The 16287-nt window shown below is 70.7% G+C and carries 13 protein-coding genes; 8 read left to right on the plus strand and 5 right to left on the minus strand.

Annotated features, from left to right (window positions below; all coding sequences use genetic code 11):
- Nucleotides 1-862: 862 nt before the first annotated feature.
- On the minus strand, nt 863-1888 hold the full coding sequence (locus JWQ05_RS12220) for a DUF2865 domain-containing protein (RefSeq protein WP_299658716.1): 1026 nt from the start codon (nt 1886-1888) through the stop codon (nt 863-865).
- Between the two features lie 135 nt (nt 1889-2023).
- Between JWQ05_RS12220 and JWQ05_RS12225 the strand changes: the two genes are divergently transcribed.
- A complete protein-coding gene (locus JWQ05_RS12225) occupies nt 2024-2557 on the plus strand; it encodes a CreA family protein (protein ID WP_299658717.1) in 534 nt (177 codons plus the stop codon).
- Nucleotides 2558-2632: 75 nt separating this feature from the next.
- On the opposite strand, the gene JWQ05_RS12230 is transcribed toward JWQ05_RS12225, so the two are convergent.
- Entirely contained in the window at nt 2633-2974 is a 342-nt protein-coding gene (locus JWQ05_RS12230) for a hypothetical protein (RefSeq protein ID WP_299658718.1), read from the minus strand.
- A gap of 313 nt (nt 2975-3287) precedes the next feature.
- Between JWQ05_RS12230 and cysS the strand changes: the two genes are divergently transcribed.
- Entirely contained in the window at nt 3288-4667 is a 1380-nt protein-coding gene (gene cysS, locus JWQ05_RS12235; RefSeq protein WP_299658719.1) for a cysteine--tRNA ligase, read from the plus strand.
- 209 nt (nt 4668-4876) lie between these two features.
- Nucleotides 4877-5869 (plus strand): DUF808 domain-containing protein, encoded by a 993-nt coding sequence (locus JWQ05_RS12240; protein ID WP_299658720.1) that lies wholly within the window; start codon nt 4877-4879, stop codon nt 5867-5869.
- A 73-nt stretch (nt 5870-5942) separates the two neighbouring features.
- Here JWQ05_RS12240 and JWQ05_RS12245 read toward each other — a convergent pair whose 3' ends face one another.
- Both JWQ05_RS12245 and JWQ05_RS12250 read right to left on the minus strand, forming a co-directional pair.
- Nucleotides 5943-6230: an MTH1187 family thiamine-binding protein gene (locus JWQ05_RS12245; RefSeq protein ID WP_299658721.1), complete on the minus strand. Its 288-nt coding sequence runs from the start codon at nt 6228-6230 to the stop codon at nt 5943-5945.
- A 95-nt stretch (nt 6231-6325) separates the two neighbouring features.
- Nucleotides 6326-9325, minus strand: a complete 3000-nt coding sequence (locus JWQ05_RS12250) for an FAD-binding and (Fe-S)-binding domain-containing protein (protein ID WP_299658722.1) — start codon at nt 9323-9325, stop codon at nt 6326-6328.
- Nucleotides 9326-9460: 135 nt separating this feature from the next.
- Between JWQ05_RS12250 and JWQ05_RS12255 the strand changes: the two genes are divergently transcribed.
- Nucleotides 9461-10507, plus strand: a complete 1047-nt coding sequence (locus tag JWQ05_RS12255; RefSeq protein ID WP_299658723.1) for a threonine aldolase family protein — start codon at nt 9461-9463, stop codon at nt 10505-10507.
- 36 nt (nt 10508-10543) lie between these two features.
- Here JWQ05_RS12255 and JWQ05_RS12260 read toward each other — a convergent pair whose 3' ends face one another.
- Nucleotides 10544-11293: a GntR family transcriptional regulator gene (locus JWQ05_RS12260; RefSeq protein ID WP_299658724.1), complete on the minus strand. Its 750-nt coding sequence runs from the start codon at nt 11291-11293 to the stop codon at nt 10544-10546.
- A 199-nt stretch (nt 11294-11492) separates the two neighbouring features.
- Between JWQ05_RS12260 and JWQ05_RS12265 the strand changes: the two genes are divergently transcribed.
- From JWQ05_RS12265 to JWQ05_RS12280, 4 genes are all read left to right on the plus strand, one after another.
- Entirely contained in the window at nt 11493-12668 is a 1176-nt protein-coding gene (locus JWQ05_RS12265; protein ID WP_299658725.1) for an aminotransferase class V-fold PLP-dependent enzyme, read from the plus strand.
- A 127-nt stretch (nt 12669-12795) separates the two neighbouring features.
- Nucleotides 12796-14088 (plus strand): MFS transporter, encoded by a 1293-nt coding sequence (locus tag JWQ05_RS12270; protein ID WP_299658726.1) that lies wholly within the window; start codon nt 12796-12798, stop codon nt 14086-14088.
- A gap of 167 nt (nt 14089-14255) precedes the next feature.
- The gene (locus JWQ05_RS12275; RefSeq protein WP_299658727.1) at nt 14256-15491 is read left to right on the plus strand and encodes a CoA transferase; all 1236 of its coding nucleotides are present in this window, start codon (nt 14256-14258) and stop codon (nt 15489-15491) included.
- Nucleotides 15488-16273 (plus strand): enoyl-CoA hydratase, encoded by a 786-nt coding sequence (locus tag JWQ05_RS12280; RefSeq protein ID WP_299658728.1) that lies wholly within the window; start codon nt 15488-15490, stop codon nt 16271-16273. Before JWQ05_RS12275 ends, JWQ05_RS12280 begins: the two co-directional genes overlap by 4 nt.
- Nucleotides 16274-16287 lie beyond the last annotated feature (14 nt).

A 16287-nucleotide genomic window follows, 5' to 3' on the forward strand; every position in this document is an offset into this window, starting at 1 on the left:
GGCACCCGGCGTGGCCGGGTTCACCGGGCTTGCCGGATCGCGGGCCTCCGGCGCACCCGGCTGGGGTGCGGGACGCGGCGGCGCCGAGGCGGGGCGGCCGGGCTCTGGCGCCACGGAGCGCTCGGGCGTTGTCGGCCGATCGGGTGTCCGCTCACGTGCGGCCGGCGGTGCGACGGGCCGCTCGGCGGGCGTCTCCGCACCGGGTGCACGGCGGGCGGGACCCTGATCGCGATCGGGACGCTCCTGACGATCCGGGCGCTCTTGGCGATCCGGACGCTCCTGGCGCGGTTCGGGGCGCTCCGGCCGCGGGGCCTGACGCTCGGCCGGGGCCCGCTCGGGACGCTCCTGACGGGGCTCCGGACGTTCCTGTCTCGGCTCTGGACGCTCGGGTCGCGGGGCTGGGCGCTCCTGACGTGGCTCCGGGCGCTCCTGACGGGGCTCGGGACGTTCCTGGCGGGGCTCCGGACGCTCGGGCCGCGGCGCCGGGCGCTCCTGACGCGGCTCGGGTCGCTCCTGGCGGGGTTCCGGGCGCTCCTGCCGAGGCTCGGTGCGCTCTTGGCGCGGCTCGGGACGCTCGCGTCCGCCCGGGGGGCCGCCTCGACCTTCGCCGCCACCGCGTGGGCCGTCGCCGCGCGGGCCTTCTCCCGGCCCGCCCTGCGCCAACAGGATCGTACCGGCCACCCCGGATCCCTCGCGCGCCGGCGCGGGTCCCGACAGGATGAGGCCCGGCAGGATCGTACCGGTCAGGAGGAGAAGGCGGATGCTCCGCATCGAAGGTCACTCACGTGGTTGATGAGGCCTTCGGAACAGAATGCGGGCGAGATGGTTCCCGTTTTCCCGTCTTGCGTGTCGAAGCGTCCCGTCAGGGATTGCCCGGACGCGCCGCCGTCGAGAACAGGTTCGGGGCGATGATCCGCACCGGCTGGCGCTCGTCCCCGGTTGCCGGCAGGGCGGCAGCGACCGGCTCCGCGGTGGCGTCGGAGACCACCGCGCCACTGCGCGAGGCGGCGTCGGCGGCGAGGACGGCGGCGGTCTTGTCCGCCCGGCCCACCAGGGTGAGGCGCACCTTGGGCGGGCGCGACAGGGCCTCGGCCTGCATCGGCGTCACGAAGATGTCGCCCTTGTGCCGGACCAGCATGCTCTCGGCCTTGACCAGCGACTGCGCCCAGGTCTGGCCCTCGCGCTTGCAGGAGCAGTTCGGGGTAAAGCTCGTGCGGAACTTGAAGGCGTTGGGCAGGGCGGAATAGGCGCGGCTGCCCTTCAGGGTGGCGGCCTGCTTCAGGGCCTCGTCGCCGTGCGGCATCGAATAGGCGACGGCCTCGGCGCCGGGGCACAGGGCCTGGCAGAGCTCGTCGGCACCCTCGCGTCCATCGGGCAGGTTGGTCATCGGGAAGTAGGCGCCGTCGCAACTGCGCACGCAGATCACCTGCGACCCGCCGCGCGCCCGCGCCTCGCCGGGCGTTCCGTCGGCGGCCCTCAGGACGCTGCGGCTGGCCGGATCGGTGCAGGTGCTCGCGATGGCCTCCGTCAGCTGCCGGCGCCGGGCGGCGGTGACCGCGCCGTTCTCGGCCCCGTAGCCGGCGTTGAGCGCGCGGATGCGCTGCTCGACCGCACCGCATTGCGGAGGCCGCGAATCGAAGAACAGGAACCGGCCGCCCTCGCAATCCAAGGTGCGGTAGTAGGCGTTGAGACGCCCGATCTCGTTCTGCAGCGCCCGGGCCGTGCTGGCCCCGTCGCTGAGATTGGCCAGTTCGGAGCGGTAGCGCAGGCAGGCGGAGGTCTGCGCCTGGGCGCCGCCCACCAGGGCGGTGGCGGCCAGGACACCGGCGGCGAGCACGCCGGCCAGCACCCGGACGAGCATGCGGATCTGGACAGGGATCAACGACATGGCCTGATTGCAGCGGAGGGTGGGGCGCCGCGCGACGCGGAAGCCGACGGACTACACTTAAGTTTACTAACGACCCTCGCGCGACGGCGACACCCTTCCCACATGCGCCCCGACCAAACTGAGGGGAATGATACGATGATGTGGCTTCGGGGTCTCACAGGCGGCGCGCTGGCCGGTTGCGTGCTGGCATTCGGGCTGGGGCTCGCCGCACAGCCGGCGCGGGCGGACGATGCGGACCGCATCTTCGACAAGTCGACGGTCTGGCGCCCGCTCACACCCAACGACAAGCTGGTGGTCTATGGGATCGACGATCCGTCGGTGGCCGGCGTCGCCTGCTGGTACACCCAGCCGGAAAAGGGCGGCATCAAGGGCACCCTCGGCCTCGCGGAGGATGTCTCGGACATCTCGCTGGCCTGCCGCCAGGTCGGCCCGGTCCAGTTCAAGGAGAAGTTCAAGCAGGGTGCGGTGGTCTTCAGTGAGCGCCGTTCGCTGATCTTCAAGTCGATGCAGATCGTGCGCGGCTGTGACGCCCGGCGCAACACGCTGATCTACATGGTCTATTCGGACAAGGTCATCCAGGGTTCCCCAAAGAACTCCACCTCCGCCGTGCCGCTGATGCCCTGGGGCACCGAGCCGCCGCCGAAATGCGATGCGTTCATGGAGAAATAAGACGCAGCGCCGGGCCTGTTCGCCGGGCCTTTTCGCAGAGCGAGGAGGCTCGGCTCCGTCGATCCCGGCGATCGATCAATCCGGGCAGGTGATGCGGATCGGGCGCTCGGCGGCCTTGGCCACCGGAGCGGCCGGAATGGCGCCCGTGTACTCGTCCTGGGCGGCGACACCGAAGGAGCCCGCGGCGGCGAAGCCCTGCGCTTCGCACCAGGCATTGGCGACCACCTGTCCGCAGGCGCTCTCGCCGCTGGTGAGGCAGTCGCCGACGCCGTAACCCTCGCTCGATGGGATCAGGAACGTCTTCTCGACGGTGGCGGGCGCCTTGACCGGGGTCTCGCCGTCGTTGGCGGCCAGGGCGGTGTTGGCGGTCAGGGCGAGGGCGAGGAAAGCGCCGATTTCGGCAGCCGCGCGGCGCATGGGCAGAACCTTGCTGGTGGGGTGTGCGTATGGGGCGAAAATCTCGGGGCGTCGGGTTAACAAACCCTTTCCCCGAACGGTGGTTTTCGAGGAAAGCCGGTCCGGCGCCGGTCTCGAATTGCTCATGGTTTTGGGGTAGCCCAGGACGCGCCTCCGGGCCGTCGCCTTCGCGCAACAGGTGGCGGCGCGCAAGACGGCGAAGGCGTGGCGGGCGGTTCGGTGCGCTGCGGCAAAAGCCGCGGGAAACCAAGGCCGTGCGATGGTTCTGGGTGGGCGGGCGCGGTCGGGCGCCCGGATGGCAAGGGACGGTTTCATGGCCTCGATGTTGCGGCTCTACAACACGCTGACCCGCGAGAAGGCCATCTTCACGCCCATCGATCCCACCCATGTGCGGATGTATGCCTGTGGCCCGACGGTCTACGACGCCGCCCATATCGGCAACGCCCGGCCGATCATCGTCTTCGACCTGCTGTTCCGGCTGCTGCGCCACCTCTACGGCGCCGCGCACGTCACCTATGCCCGCAACGTCACGGACGTGGACGACAAGATCAACGCCCGCGCGGCCGAGCGCGGCATCACCATCCGTGAACTCACCGACGGCACTCTGAGGACCTTCCACGCCGACATCCGCGAACTCGGCGTGCTGATGCCGGAGGACGTGAACGTGGCGGGCGAGCGCCCGCGCTTCGTCGAGCCGCGCGCCACCGACCACATCGACGAGATGCACACCATCATCACGGGGCTGGTCCGGGCCGGCCACGCCTACGTGGCCGAGGGGCACGTGCTGTTCGATGTGCCGTCCATGCCCGAATACGGCGCGCTCTCGAAGCGGCCGCTCGACGAGATGGAGGCCGGCGCCCGCGTCGAGGTGGCGCCCTACAAGCGCTCGCCCCTCGATTTCGTGCTCTGGAAGCCCTCCAAGCCCGGCGAACCCTCCTGGCCCTCCCCCTGCGGCATCGCGGAGCCGGGGCGGCCGGGCTGGCACATCGAGTGCTCGGCGATGTCCTGGAAGCATCTCGGCGAGCGCTTCGACATCCATGCGGGCGGCATCGACCTGATCTTCCCCCACCACGAGAACGAGGTGGCGCAGTCGCGCTGCTGCTTCGGCACCGACGTGATGGCCGACGTCTGGCTGCACAACGGCTTCCTCCAGGTGGAGGGGGAGAAAATGTCGAAGTCGCTCGGCAACTTCATCACCATCCGGGACGTGCTGAAAGACTGGCCGGGCGAGGTCGCGCGCCTGGCGATGCTCAAGACCCATTACCGCCAGCCCATCGACTGGACCCTGCGCGGCCTGGAGGACGCGGCCCGGATGACCGAGCGCTGGTACGGTCTCGTCGGCGACGCGGCGACCGCGCCCACGATTCCCGAGACCGTGCTGGAGCCGCTCCTCGACGACCTCAACACCGCCGCGGCGCTCGCCGAACTGCACCGCCTCGACGATCCGGCGGCGCTGAAAGCCGGCGCGAGCCTCCTCGGACTGCTCACGCAGACCAAGTCGGCCCGCGACCAGGGCACGATTTCGGCGGCCGGCATCGACGTCGCCCGGGTCGAGGCGCTGATCGCGGCCCGCCGCGCGGCGCGGGCGGCCAAGGACTGGGCCGCCTCCGACCGGGTCCGCGACGAGTTGCTCGCCCTGGGCGTCACCGTGAAGGACGGCAAGGACGGCACGACCTGGAGCGTGGCGTCCTGATCGGTTTTCGTCGGGGCGGCCCCTGACACCCGGTCCCGGCCGGTCGAACCGAACCTTCGAAGCGCCGGATTGGAACCCACCTCCGCTCTCATCATCGTTGCCCACGCGCCCGCCATCGCGTCTTCCCGAGATGAAATCCCGCCCGCCAGGGATCAATCGGCGGTCTCGCTCGTCTGCACAGCGTAGCTGTTTCGCGACGAGGCGGATTTGTGAGCATCGGACTGATTGCCCTGCTGGACGATGTCGCGGCGCTCGCGAAGACCGCCGCGGCGTCCCTCGACGACGTCGCCGGGCAGGCCGCCAAGGCCGGCGCGAAGGCCGCGGGCGTGGTCATCGACGATGCCGCGGTCACACCGCGCTATGTCGTGGGCTTCGCGGCCGAGCGTGAATTGCCGATCGTCGGCCGGATCGCCCTCGGGTCGCTGCGCAACAAGCTCCTGTTCCTGCTGCCGGGGGCGCTCGCGCTCAGCGCCCTCGCCCCCTGGGCGATCACGCCGCTCCTCATGCTGGGTGGTGCCTACCTCTGTTACGAGGGCACCGAGAAGGTCTACGAGGCCCTTTTCCCGCACGAGGCGCACGCGCACGAGGACCAGGTCGGCGCGGCGGCGGGCACCGACCGGACGGTGGAGGACCGCCGCGTGGCGAGTGCCATCAAGACGGACTTCATCCTCTCCGCCGAGATCATGGCGATCACCCTCGCGGCCATTCCGGAGGGGAATTTCTGGACGCGCGCAGCCATCCTGGCCGTCGTCGCCCTGGGCATCACCGTGGCCGTCTACGGCGCCGTCGCCCTGATCGTGAAGGCAGACGATGCCGGCGTCGCCCTCGCCAACAACACGGCGGCCCCGCCGTTGGGAAGCCTCGGCCGAGGGGTGGGACGCGCCCTGGTGAGGGGCATGCCGGGTCTGCTCAAGCTTCTCGGGATCATCGGCACCGCGGCGATGATCTGGGTCGGCGGCGGCATCCTGATCCACGGGCTGGAGAGTTACGGCCTCTCGGCGCCGGCGCACGCGATCCACGATCTCGCGGGACGCATCGGCGCGATGCTTCCGGCCGCCCGGGGATTCATCGAATGGCTCGTCACGGCCACGGCTTCGGGCCTCGTCGGCCTCGTCGTGGGCGGAGCCCTGATCCCGCTGACGAGCTTCGTCCTGGCGCCGGCCTGGCAGAGCGTTTCGCGACTCCGGCCCGGGGCAGCCTGACAGGTCGCGCGTCTCCGGGTGCCGGCACGCCGTCCATGGACGTCTTTTTTGAGCCCGCTCGGCCTTCGGCCCCTCAGAGAACGGCCTTCAGCTTGTCCGCCATGGCCTGCTCCTTGTCGCGCCGTGACGAGAACGCCATCGTGAAGAAGACGCGCTGCACGCCGATCTCGGCGAGTTTCGCCTCGCAGGCCTCGATCAGCGCGCAGATCTCGCCGAGCTCGCCCTCGATGTTGGTGCCGTTGGCGTGCATCTCGGCGTTCAAGTGGCTCGCGTCGATGAGCGCCTTGATTTCCTTGACGTAGGGCGAGACCGACGGGCCGACGCCCATCGGGACGATGCAGAGATCCGCGACGACCTTCATCTTGCTGCTCCTCGTGTCAATGGGCCCGCCAGGGACGGCGCGCGCGACGGGGTGTCAACCGAACCGGCCATGATGACCGCCCGCAGGGCCGGGCCTCATCGCGTGTTTGCGCCTGTCCGAAGCGCGTCGTCGAGGACGCGTGCGACGTGGCGGGCCTCGATCCCGAGGCCGTCGTGGATCTGGTGGCGGCAGCTGGTGCCGTCGGCGACCACGAGGTCGTCGGGCCCGGCCTTACGCAGGGCCGGAAACAGCGACAGCTCGGCCATGGCGAGCGACACGTCGATGGTCTCGGCGCCGTAGCCGAAGGCGCCGGCCATGCCGCAGCAGCTCGACTCGATCACCCGCACGTCCAGCCCCGGCACCGCGCGCAGCACCGTCTCGACCGCCCCCATCGCCGCGAAGGCCTTCTGGTGGCAATGGCCGTGCAGGTGCGCCACCCGTCCGCGCTGGTCGGCGAGCGGCAGGGCGATCCGCCCGGCCGCGAGGTCGGCCGCCAGCAGTTCCTCGAACAGGAGGCTGGCTTTCCCGAGTTCGGCCGCCTCGGGGCCGGGCAGCAGGGAGGCGAACTCGTCCCGGAAGGTGAGAAGGCAGGAGGGTTCGAGGCCGACCACCCGGGCCCCCGCTCGCACATAGGGCAGGAGGGCCGCCAGCGTGCGGCGCGCCTCCGCGCGGGCCCGGTCGGTCTGGCCGGAGGCGAGGTAGGTCCGCCCGCAACAGAGCGGGCGCCGTCCGCGATGCGGGAAGACGCGGTGCAGGCGGTAGCCGGCGGCGACCAGCACCCGCTCGGCCGCTTCCAGGTTCTCGCGCTCGAAGGCGCGGTTGAAGGTATCGCCGAACAGGACGATGTCGCGAAAATCGCCGGTCACGTCCTGCGGGTGCGCCGGCTCGCCGGACTCGCGCCAGGGCCGGCGCCATCGCGGCAGGGTCCGGCGCGCCGACAGGCCGACGAGGCGCTCCGACAGCCTGGCCAGCACCGGCAGGCGATCGCGCAGGTTGAGGAGAGGCGCGAGCCGGGCGGCCGTACTCGCGTAGAGCGGCAGGGCCGCCACCAGCCGTTCCTTCAGGGGCAGGCCGTGGCGGGCATGGTAATGGTGCAGGAACTCGACCTTCATCTTGGCCATGTCGACGCCGGTCGGGCATTCCCGGCGGCAGGCCTTGCAGGAGACGCAGAGGTCCAGCGTGCGCTTCATCTCGGGGCTGGTGAAGGCGTCCGGCCCGAGTTGCCCCGAGATCGCCAGGCGCAGCGAGTTCGCCCGGCCCCGGGTAAGGTGCTGCTCCTCGCCGGTGACGCGGTAGGACGGGCACATGGCGCCGCCCGCGAGCTTCCGGCAGGTGCCGTTGTTGTTGCACATCTCCACCGCAGGCCCGAACCCGCCCCAATCCGACCAGTCGAGGGCGGTCACGCCGGGCTCCGTGACGGCATAGCCCGGCGGGAAGCGCAGGAGCGCGCGGTCGTCCATCCGCAGGGGCCGCACGATCTTGCCGGGATTCAATCGGTTGTCCGGGTCGAAGGCGTCCTTGACCGCCTCGAAGGCGCGGGTCAGGCGCGCGCCGAACATCGGTTCGATGTATTCCGAGCGCGAGATGCCGTCGCCGTGCTCGCCGGAATACGAGCCCTTGAAGCGGCGGACGGCGGCGCTCGCTTCCTCCGCGATGGCCCGCATCTTGGCGACGTCGCCACCCTGCTTCATGTCCAGGATCGGGCGGACATGCAGGCAGCCGACGGAGGCGTGGGCGTACCAGGTGCCCCGGGTGCCGTGCCGGGCGAACACCTCGGTGACTTCGTCGGTGTAGTCGGCCAGATGCTCGAGCGGCACCGCGCAATCCTCGATGAAGGAGACGGGCTTGGCGTCTCCCTTCATCGACATCATGATGTTGAGGCAGGCCTCGCGCACCTCCCAGACGGATTTCTGCCGGACCGGCTCCGGTACCTCGACGACGGCGTTGGCAAAGCCGCGGTCGCCCATGCAGGCGTCGAGGCGCTTCAAATCGCTCAGAAGCGCGGCGTGGTCGTCGCCCGCGAATTCCACCAGGAGGAGGCAGTTCGGCCGGCCCCGCGTGATGTCGGCGAGGGTGGTGCGGAACAGCGGGATGTCGGCGCCGAGCACCAGGACGTTGTTGTCCACGAGTTCGACCGCCACCGGCCCGAGGTCGACCAGCGCCTTCGTGGTCTCCATGGCGGAGCGGAAGGACGGGAAGTGGCAGACCCCCATGACCCGATGGGCCGGCAGGCGCGAGAGCTGCAACGTCACGCTGGTGGTGGCGGCCAGCGTCCCCTCCGAGCCGACGAGGAGGTGGGCGAGGTTCGGGCGCGGCGCGATCAGGGCGTCGAGGTTGTAGCCGCCGACCCGGCGCTGCACCTGCGGGAAGCGCGCCAGGATCTCGTCGCGCTCGGATTCCGCCAGCGCCCGCATGGCGGCGGCCAGCGCCCCGGCTCGGGCGCCGCCCGTCGCGCCCGTGCCGTCGTTGCCCCCGAGCCCGAAGCCGAAGGCGGAGCCGTCGTGGAGCAGCGCCTCCATGGCGAGGACGTTGTCGCTCATCTTGCCGAAGCGCAGCGAGCGAGCGCCGCAGGAATTGTTGCCCGCCATGCCGCCGATGGTGCAGCGGGTCGCGGTGGAGGGCTCCACCGGGAAGAACCAGCCGTCGGCCTTCACCCGGGTGTTGAGGCGTTCCAGCACCATGCCGGGCTCCACCGTGATGGTGCCCTCTTCGGAATCGTAAGCCAGGACGGCGTTGAAATGGCGCGAACAATCGACCACGAGGCCGCGCCCGATCGGCTGGCCGTTCTGCGAGGTGCCGCCGCCGCGCAGGATGACGGGCACCTCGTGCTCGGCCGCGATCTTCAGCGTCGCCGCGATATCGGCGGCACTGCGCGGCAGCACGATTCCGGCCGGCATGATCTGGTAGATCGAGGCATCGGTGGCGTAGCGGCCCCGGGTGAAGGCGTCGAAGCGGACCTCGCCCTGCAGGGCCTCCGCGAGGCGCCGTGCGAGGCCGGCGCTCTGTCGGTTCGCCGCGCGGGGTGTCGCGTTCGCCTCGCGGGGGGTTGCGTTCGCCTCGCGGGGCGGGGTCGATGGCTCAGCCGTGGCGGTCATGATGCATCGTCCTCGCGTGGGGCCGGGGGTGGCGCTCACGCCTGAAAGCGGGATGGCGGGGCAGGAACGGGATGGCGGCCGGGGCCTTCGGAGCTAAGATAACCGCTGAATTTTGTATACAAATAGGATGGCCCGATGATCGACCTGTTCAGCGACACCCAGACGCGGCCGACGCCGGGCATGCGCGCGGCCATGGCGGAGGCCGTGGTGGGGGACGAGCAGTCGGATTCGGACCCGACGACGCTGGCCCTGTGCGCGCGGGTGGCCGACCTTCTTGGAATGGAGGCGGGCGTGTTCATGCCGTCCGGCACGATGTGCAACCTCGTCTCGATCCTGGTGCAGACGCGGCCCGGGGACGAGATCGTCGTCGACGACCAGTCCCACATCTACAACACGGAGGCCGCAGGATCCGCCGCCATCGCGGGCGTGTCGGTGGCCGCCCTGAAGACGCCCGCGGGGGTCTACACCCCGGAGGCGTTCGAGGCCGCGATCCGGCCTCTCGCCCGCACGGCGCCCCGCTCGGCCCTGGTCTCCATCGAGCAGACCACGAGCTTTTCGGGTGGGTCGGTCTGGGCCTTGCCCGACATGCGCCGCATCCGCGACATCGCCCAGGCGAGCGGCCTGAAGGCGCATATCGACGGGGCCCGGCTCCTCAACGCGGTGGCCGCCACCGGCATCGCCGCGAGGGACTATGCGAACGGATTCGACAGCGCCTGGATCGACCTGAGCAAGGGCCTCGGCTGCCCGGTCGGGGCGGTCCTGTGCGGCAAAAGCGATTTCATCACGGAGGCTTGGCGCTGGAAGTACCGGCTCGGGGGCGCCATGCGCCAATCCGGCATCCTGGCGGCGGCGGGGCTCTACGCCCTCGACCACCACGTGGCGCAACTCGGCCGCGACAACGCCCATGCGGGCCTGCTGCGCGACCGGATCGCGGGGGCGCCGGGGCTCGCCATCGATGCGGGGGCGGCCCAGTCCAACATCCTGTGCTTCTCGGTGGAGCCGCTGGGGGTCACCGCCGCGGATTTCGCGAAAGCCTGCCTGGCGCACGGGGTCCGGGTCCGGGCGATCGGCGCCCATCAGATCCGCGCGACCACGCATCTGGAGGTCGACGAGGCCGGCATCGTCAGGGCGGCCGAGGTGATCCGCGCCGAGGCGGAGCGCCTGTTCGAAGAGCGCGGATGAGGTACGGGGAGGCGGGGCGATGGCCATGGCGCCCGGTCAGGCGCGGCTTGCGTCGACGGGGGCGGCGCCCTCCTGCACGGCCGCCGCCCGGCGCTTGTTGCGCAGGTGCCGGAACAGGATGTCGCTGAGTTCGGCGCCCGCCCGGCGGCGCAGGGCGTCGAGGATCTCCTCGTGCTCGCGCATGGCCTCGCCCCAGCGGTCCCGGTCCTTGTCGAGGTTGGCCGCGTAGCGCACCCGGCGCAGGCGCCCGGCGAAGTTGGCGTAGGTCGCCGCGAGGGGCTCGTTGCCAGCGGCCTGCACGATCCGGTCGTGGATGGCCTGGTTGCCCGCGAAGTAGCCGTGGAGGTCGCGGCGCAGGTAGGACGCGTACATGGCGTGGTGCAGGCGCTCGATCTCCGCATAGCCGGCCTCCGTGATCTTCTCGCAGGCGAGCCGGCCGGCCAGCGCCTCGAGGCCGCCCATGACGTCGAAGAGCGCGACCATCTCGTGCGCTTCGAGCTGGCGCACCCGGGCGCCCCGGTTCGGCAGGAGGTCGATCAACCCCTCCGAGGCCAGGACCTTGAGGGCCTCCCGCAGGGGGGTGCGCGAGATGCCGAAGCGCTCGCACAGGGTCCGCTCCGGCACACGGGCGCCGGGGGCGAGGTTGCCCTCGACGATGTAGTCCCGCAGTTGCGCCAGCAGCGTGTCGTGCAACGAGGCCGCCGATGTTGCAGCCGCCGGTGCCACAGGCTGCGCGCCGGCGGTGCCGTCGTCGATCACGGGTTGCACGGCGGAATCGAGCATCATGGTTCCATTTCTACCAGCGTGGCCGGGTCGGGTCGAGCATCATCGCGGGCAAAATAGTGCTTGCGACGATCTGGAATGAATGCAATTTTTTGGTCGACCAGTTTGGAAGCGGACGGGATCGCCGACGATCGCGACCATGTCGTCGGCCGGACACCCGCCACCAGACCCTTCTCCACCAGACCATGCCCACGAGGCCCCGATGACGACACGGACCGGACGCCACTTCCTGCACATCCCCGGCCCGAGTCCGGTGCCCGAGCGCGTCCTGCGCGCCATGGACATGCCGGTGATCGACCATCGGGGCCCGGATTTCGCCAAGCTCGGCCGGGCCGTGCTGGAGGGGGCGCAGGCGGTGTTCCAGACCCGCTCCCCGGTCATCCTCTACCCGGGCTCGGGGACGGGCGCCTGGGAGGCGGCCATCGTCAACACGCTCTCGCCGGGCGACCGGGTGCTGATGTTCGAGACCGGCCACTTCGCCACCCTGTGGCGGCAGATGGCCGCCCGCTGGGGCATCGAGGTCGAGTTCGTGCCCGGCGACTGGCGGCGCGGCGTCGATCCGGCCAAGGTCGAGGCGATCTTGGCCGAGGACCGGTCGAAGTCCATCAAGGCCGTGATGGTGGTCCACAACGAGACCTCCACGGGCGCCACCAGCCGGATCGCCGAGATCCGCAAGGCCATCGACCGGGCCCACCACCCCGCCCTCTTCCTGGTCGACACCATCTCGGGGCTGGCCTCGGCCGAGTACGCCCATGACGAATGGGGCGTCGACGTCTCGGTGAGCTGCTCGCAGAAGGGCCTGATGCTGCCGCCGGGGCTCGGCCTCGTCGCCCTCTCGGACCGGGCGCTCGCCGCCACGAAGACCGCCACCCTGCCGCGCTCCTACTGGGACTGGCAGGAGATGCTGAAGCCGAACGCCGCCGGCTACTTCCCCTACACGCCCGCCACCAACCTGCTCTACGGCCTGCGCGAGGCCATCGCCATGCTGCTGGAGGAGGGTCTGCCGCAGGTCTTCGCCCGCCACCAGCGGCTCGCCGCCGCCACCCGCGCCGCCGTCGAGGCCTGGGGCCTGGAAGTCCTGTGCCAGGAGCCGTCCGAGTATTCCCCGGTGCTCACCGCCGTGGTGCTGCCCGAGGGCCACGACGCCGACGCCCTGCGCACCCTCATCCTCGAGACGTTCGACCTCTCGCTGGGCACGGGTCTCGCCCGGCTTTCGGGCAAGGTCTTCCGCATCGGCCATCTCGGCGAGTGCAACGACCTCATGCTGATGGCGGCACTGTCGGGCGTCGAGATGGGCCTCAAGGCCGGCGGCGTGCCGCACAGGAGCGGCGGCGTGCTGGCGGCCATGGCGGCCCTGCGTGAAGGGCTGGACGATTGAGAGCGGCTTGCCCTCCCCTCGCGGGGAGGGCAACCGCGGCGGCTCCACCTCGAATCCCCGCGTGCCCCCACGAAAAGCCCGGCGCCAGACCGGGCGGGACAGCGCGCTTCAACCGGAGGAAACCCCGATGACGCCTGCCAAGAGACGCGTCTCCGCGTCGAACATGGTCCTGTTCCTGCTCTGCCTGATGTACTTCGTCACCTATCTCGACCGGGTGAACATCGCGACGGCGGGCGGCGAGATCATGAAGGATCTCGGCATGTCGAACACCCAGTTCGGCCTGATCCTGTCCGCCTTCGCGTACCCCTATGCCATCTTCCAGGTCATCGGCGGTTCGGTGGGCGACAAGTTCGGCGCCCGGCGCACCCTCCTCGTCTGCGGCCTGATCTGGGCCTCGGCGACGATCCTCACGGGGTTCGTCGGCGGGCTCGTCAGCCTGTTCCTCGCCCGCGTTCTGCTGGGCTTCGGCGAGGGCGCCACCTTCCCCACCGCCACCCGGGCCATGCAGAACTGGACAGCGCCGGGCAGGCGCGGCTTCGCGCAGGGCATCACCCACGCCTTCGCACGGCTGGGCAACGCGGTGGCCCCGCCCATCGTCGCCTTCCTGATCTATCAGGTCGGCTGGCGCTTCGGCTTCGTCATCCTGGGGTTCGCCAGCTTCGTCTGGGTCGTGGTCTGGTACCTGTACTTCCGCGACGATCCGAAGGATCACCCCGGCATCACGCCGGAGGAACTCGCGGTGCTGCCCACCCCGAGCAAGGTCGGCGCCAAGCAGACCATCCCGTGGGGCCGCCTGACCCTGCGGATGCTCCCTGTGACCCTGACCTATTTCTGCTACGGCTGGACCCTGTGGCTGTTCCTCGGCTGGCTGCCGAGCTTCTTCAAGCTCAACTACGGCCTCGACCTGAAGAACTCGGCCCTGTTCGCGTCCGGCGTGTTCTTCGCCGGTGTCGTGGGCGACACGCTGGGCGGCGTGTTCAGCGACCGCATCCTGAAGCGCACCGGAAACCTGAAGCTCGCCCGCCTCAGCGTCATCGTGGTCGGCTTCCTCGGCGCGGCCCTCAGCCTCGCCGGCGTGTTCTTCACCAGGGACCTGACCCTGGTGGCGCTGCTGCTCAGCTCCGGCTTCTTCTTCGCCGAACTGGTGATCGGCCCGATCTGGTCGGTGCCGATGGACATCGCCCCGAAATACTCCGGCACGGCGGCGGGTCTGATGAACACCGGTTCGGCGGTGGCGGCCATCATCTCCCCGATCGTGTTCGGGCTGATCGTCGACGCCACCGGCAGCTGGACGCTGCCCTTCGCGGGCTCCGTCGGCCTCTGCCTGCTCGGCGTGGGCCTCGCCTTCACCATGCACCCGGAGCGCCCCTTCGTGGAGGAGCCCACGCTTCCGCTGGGGCGGGCCGTTCCGGCGGAGTAGCGCCCGTCCCTCCCCCTTGCGGGGAGGGACCGAAGGTCGGGGTGGTGGAGTGACCCTCGGGCTGCGAAGGCCGGCGGAGCCACGCCTTCCTCAGCCCCTCCCTGCCTCCGACTTCTCCCCGCAAGGGGGAGGAGAATTCAGCGAGCGACACACAGGAACCGAGCACGATGGACGAACCCGTGCCTGCCGCCCGTCCCGTGCCCACCAGGGGCCTGCCCCTCGCGGGCCTGCGCGTCCTCGACGTGACGCAGGTGATGGCCGGACCCGTCTGCAGCATGCTGCTGGCCGATCTCGGGGCCGACGTGATCAAGGTCGAGCCGCCGGGCACGGGCGACCAGACCCGGGGCGCCATGGGGTTCAAGATGAAGGGGCCCGACAGCATGGGCTTCCTCAACATGAACCGGAACAAGCGCAGCCTCGCCCTGAACCTGAAGAGCCCGGCGGGGCGCGACCTCCTGCTCGACATGGCAACCGGGGCCGACATCGTGGTCGAGAACTATCGCCCCGGCGTCATGGCCCGGCTCGGCCTCGGCTACGAGGCCATGCGGGCGCGCAACCACGGCCTGATCTACGCCAGCATCTCGGGCTTCGGACAGACCGGACCCTGGGCCAAGCGCCCGGGCTACGACCTCATGGCTCAGGCGATGTCCGGCGTGATGAGCGTGACGGGCCATCCCGGCGGGCCACCGGTCAAGGCCGGGGTGCCGGTGGCCGATATCGGCTGCGCGCTGTTTGCGGTCTACGGCATCCTGAGCGCGTATATCGGCCGGCAGACGAGCGGCGAGGGCCAGTATATCGACGCCTCCCTGTTCGATTCGGCCCTGGCCTTCTCCATCTGGGACATCTCCGAATACTGGGGCACGGGCCAGGTTCCGGAGCCGCTCGGCACCGCCAACCGCATGAGCGCCCCCTACCAGGCCGTGCGGGCATCGGACGGCTACTTCGTGATGGGGGCGACGAACCAGAAGCTCTGGCGCCTGCTCTGCGAGGTGCTCGGACGGGAGGATCTCCTCGCGGATGCGCGCTTCCTCGACATTTCCGGCCGGTTGGCCAACCGCGAGGCGCTGATCGCCGAGCTGGAAAAAAGCTTCGCCGCCCAGGATGCGGAGACCTGGGTGACCGACCTGCTCGCCGCCGGCATCCCGGCCGGGCGCATGAACACCTACCCGGAGGCCTTCGAGAGCGCGCATGGCCGCCACCGGGAGATGCGCATCGAGGTGCCCCACCCCATCGAGGGGACCGTGCCGAATATCGGCTTCCCGGTGAAGCTTTCGGGGACCCCGGCGCAGGTGCGCCGGCACGCGCCGCTGCTCGGCGAGCATTCGACGGAGATCCTCACCGAATTCGGCCTCTCGGCGGAGGCCATCGAGCGCTTGAGCCGGGACGGGGCCTTCGCCGCATGAGCGCGCGCGACGAGGACGGCGCCGTCCGCTACCGGGTGGAGGGTGGGGTCGCCCATCTGACCTTCGACCGCCCGGGCGCGCGCAACGCGATGACGTTTGCCATGTACGACGCCCTCGCCGAGGGGCTGGCGCGGATCGAGGCCGATCCGTCCGTGCGTGTCGCCGTGCTGCGGGGGGCCGGCGGCAAGGCCTTCGTGGCCGGCACCGACATCGAGCAGTTCACCGGCTTCACCGGCGCCGACGGCGTCGCCTACGAGGCGCGCATCGACGCCTATGTCGAGGGGCTGGAGCGGGTGCGGGTGCCCACCGTCGCGGTCGTCGAGGGATGGGCGGTCGGCGGCGGCCTCGCCATCGCCAACGCGTGCGACATCCGGGTGGCGCAAAGTGGCGCCCGCTTCGGCGTGCCCATCGCCCGCACCCTCGGCAACTGCCTGTCGCCGGCCAACCTGCGCCGCCTCACCGCGACCCTGGGCCAGAGCCTCGTCACCCGCATGCTGCTTCTCGCCGAGATGCCCACCGCCGAGACCCTGGCGCCCCTCGGCTACCTCGCGGCGGTCGCCGAACCCGGCGCCCTCGAGGCCGAGGTCGCGGCGATCTGCGAACGGCTCCTCGGCCACGCCCCCGTGACCATGCGGGTGACCCGCGAGATGCTGCGCCGCCTCGCCCGCGACGGGCAGGCCGAGGCGACGGACCTGATCGCGGAATGCTATGGCAGCCGGGACTTCGCCGCCGGGGTGGAGGCCTTCCTCGCCAAGCGCCCCGCCGCCTGGACCGGCACCTGATCCGCAAGGACCGC

Source organism: Methylobacterium sp. (genome assembly GCF_028290105.1).
Taxonomy (GTDB): domain Bacteria; phylum Pseudomonadota; class Alphaproteobacteria; order Rhizobiales; family Beijerinckiaceae; genus Methylobacterium.

What these genes read in the sequence shown, in the direction of transcription:
- JWQ05_RS12225 (WP_299658717.1), top strand. Translation starts at nt 2,024, where the DNA reads ATGATGTGGCTTCGGGGTCTCACAGGCGGCGCGCTGGCCGGTTGCGTG.
- JWQ05_RS12270 (WP_299658726.1), top strand. Translation starts at nt 12,796, where the DNA reads ATGACGCCTGCCAAGAGACGCGTCTCCGCGTCGAACATGGTCCTGTTC.
- JWQ05_RS12275 (WP_299658727.1), top strand. Translation starts at nt 14,256, where the DNA reads ATGGACGAACCCGTGCCTGCCGCCCGTCCCGTGCCCACCAGGGGCCTG.
- JWQ05_RS12260 (WP_299658724.1), bottom strand. Translation starts at nt 11,293, where the DNA reads ATGATGCTCGATTCCGCCGTGCAACCCGTGATCGACGACGGCACCGCC.
- cysS (WP_299658719.1), top strand. Translation starts at nt 3,288, where the DNA reads ATGGCCTCGATGTTGCGGCTCTACAACACGCTGACCCGCGAGAAGGCC.
- JWQ05_RS12280 (WP_299658728.1), top strand. Translation starts at nt 15,488, where the DNA reads ATGAGCGCGCGCGACGAGGACGGCGCCGTCCGCTACCGGGTGGAGGGT.
- JWQ05_RS12230 (WP_299658718.1), bottom strand. Translation starts at nt 2,974, where the DNA reads ATGCGCCGCGCGGCTGCCGAAATCGGCGCTTTCCTCGCCCTCGCCCTG.
- JWQ05_RS12250 (WP_299658722.1), bottom strand. Translation starts at nt 9,325, where the DNA reads ATGACCGCCACGGCTGAGCCATCGACCCCGCCCCGCGAGGCGAACGCA.
- JWQ05_RS12265 (WP_299658725.1), top strand. Translation starts at nt 11,493, where the DNA reads ATGACGACACGGACCGGACGCCACTTCCTGCACATCCCCGGCCCGAGT.
- JWQ05_RS12245 (WP_299658721.1), bottom strand. Translation starts at nt 6,230, where the DNA reads ATGAAGGTCGTCGCGGATCTCTGCATCGTCCCGATGGGCGTCGGCCCG.
- JWQ05_RS12220 (WP_299658716.1), bottom strand. Translation starts at nt 1,888, where the DNA reads ATGTCGTTGATCCCTGTCCAGATCCGCATGCTCGTCCGGGTGCTGGCC.
- JWQ05_RS12255 (WP_299658723.1), top strand. Translation starts at nt 9,461, where the DNA reads ATGATCGACCTGTTCAGCGACACCCAGACGCGGCCGACGCCGGGCATG.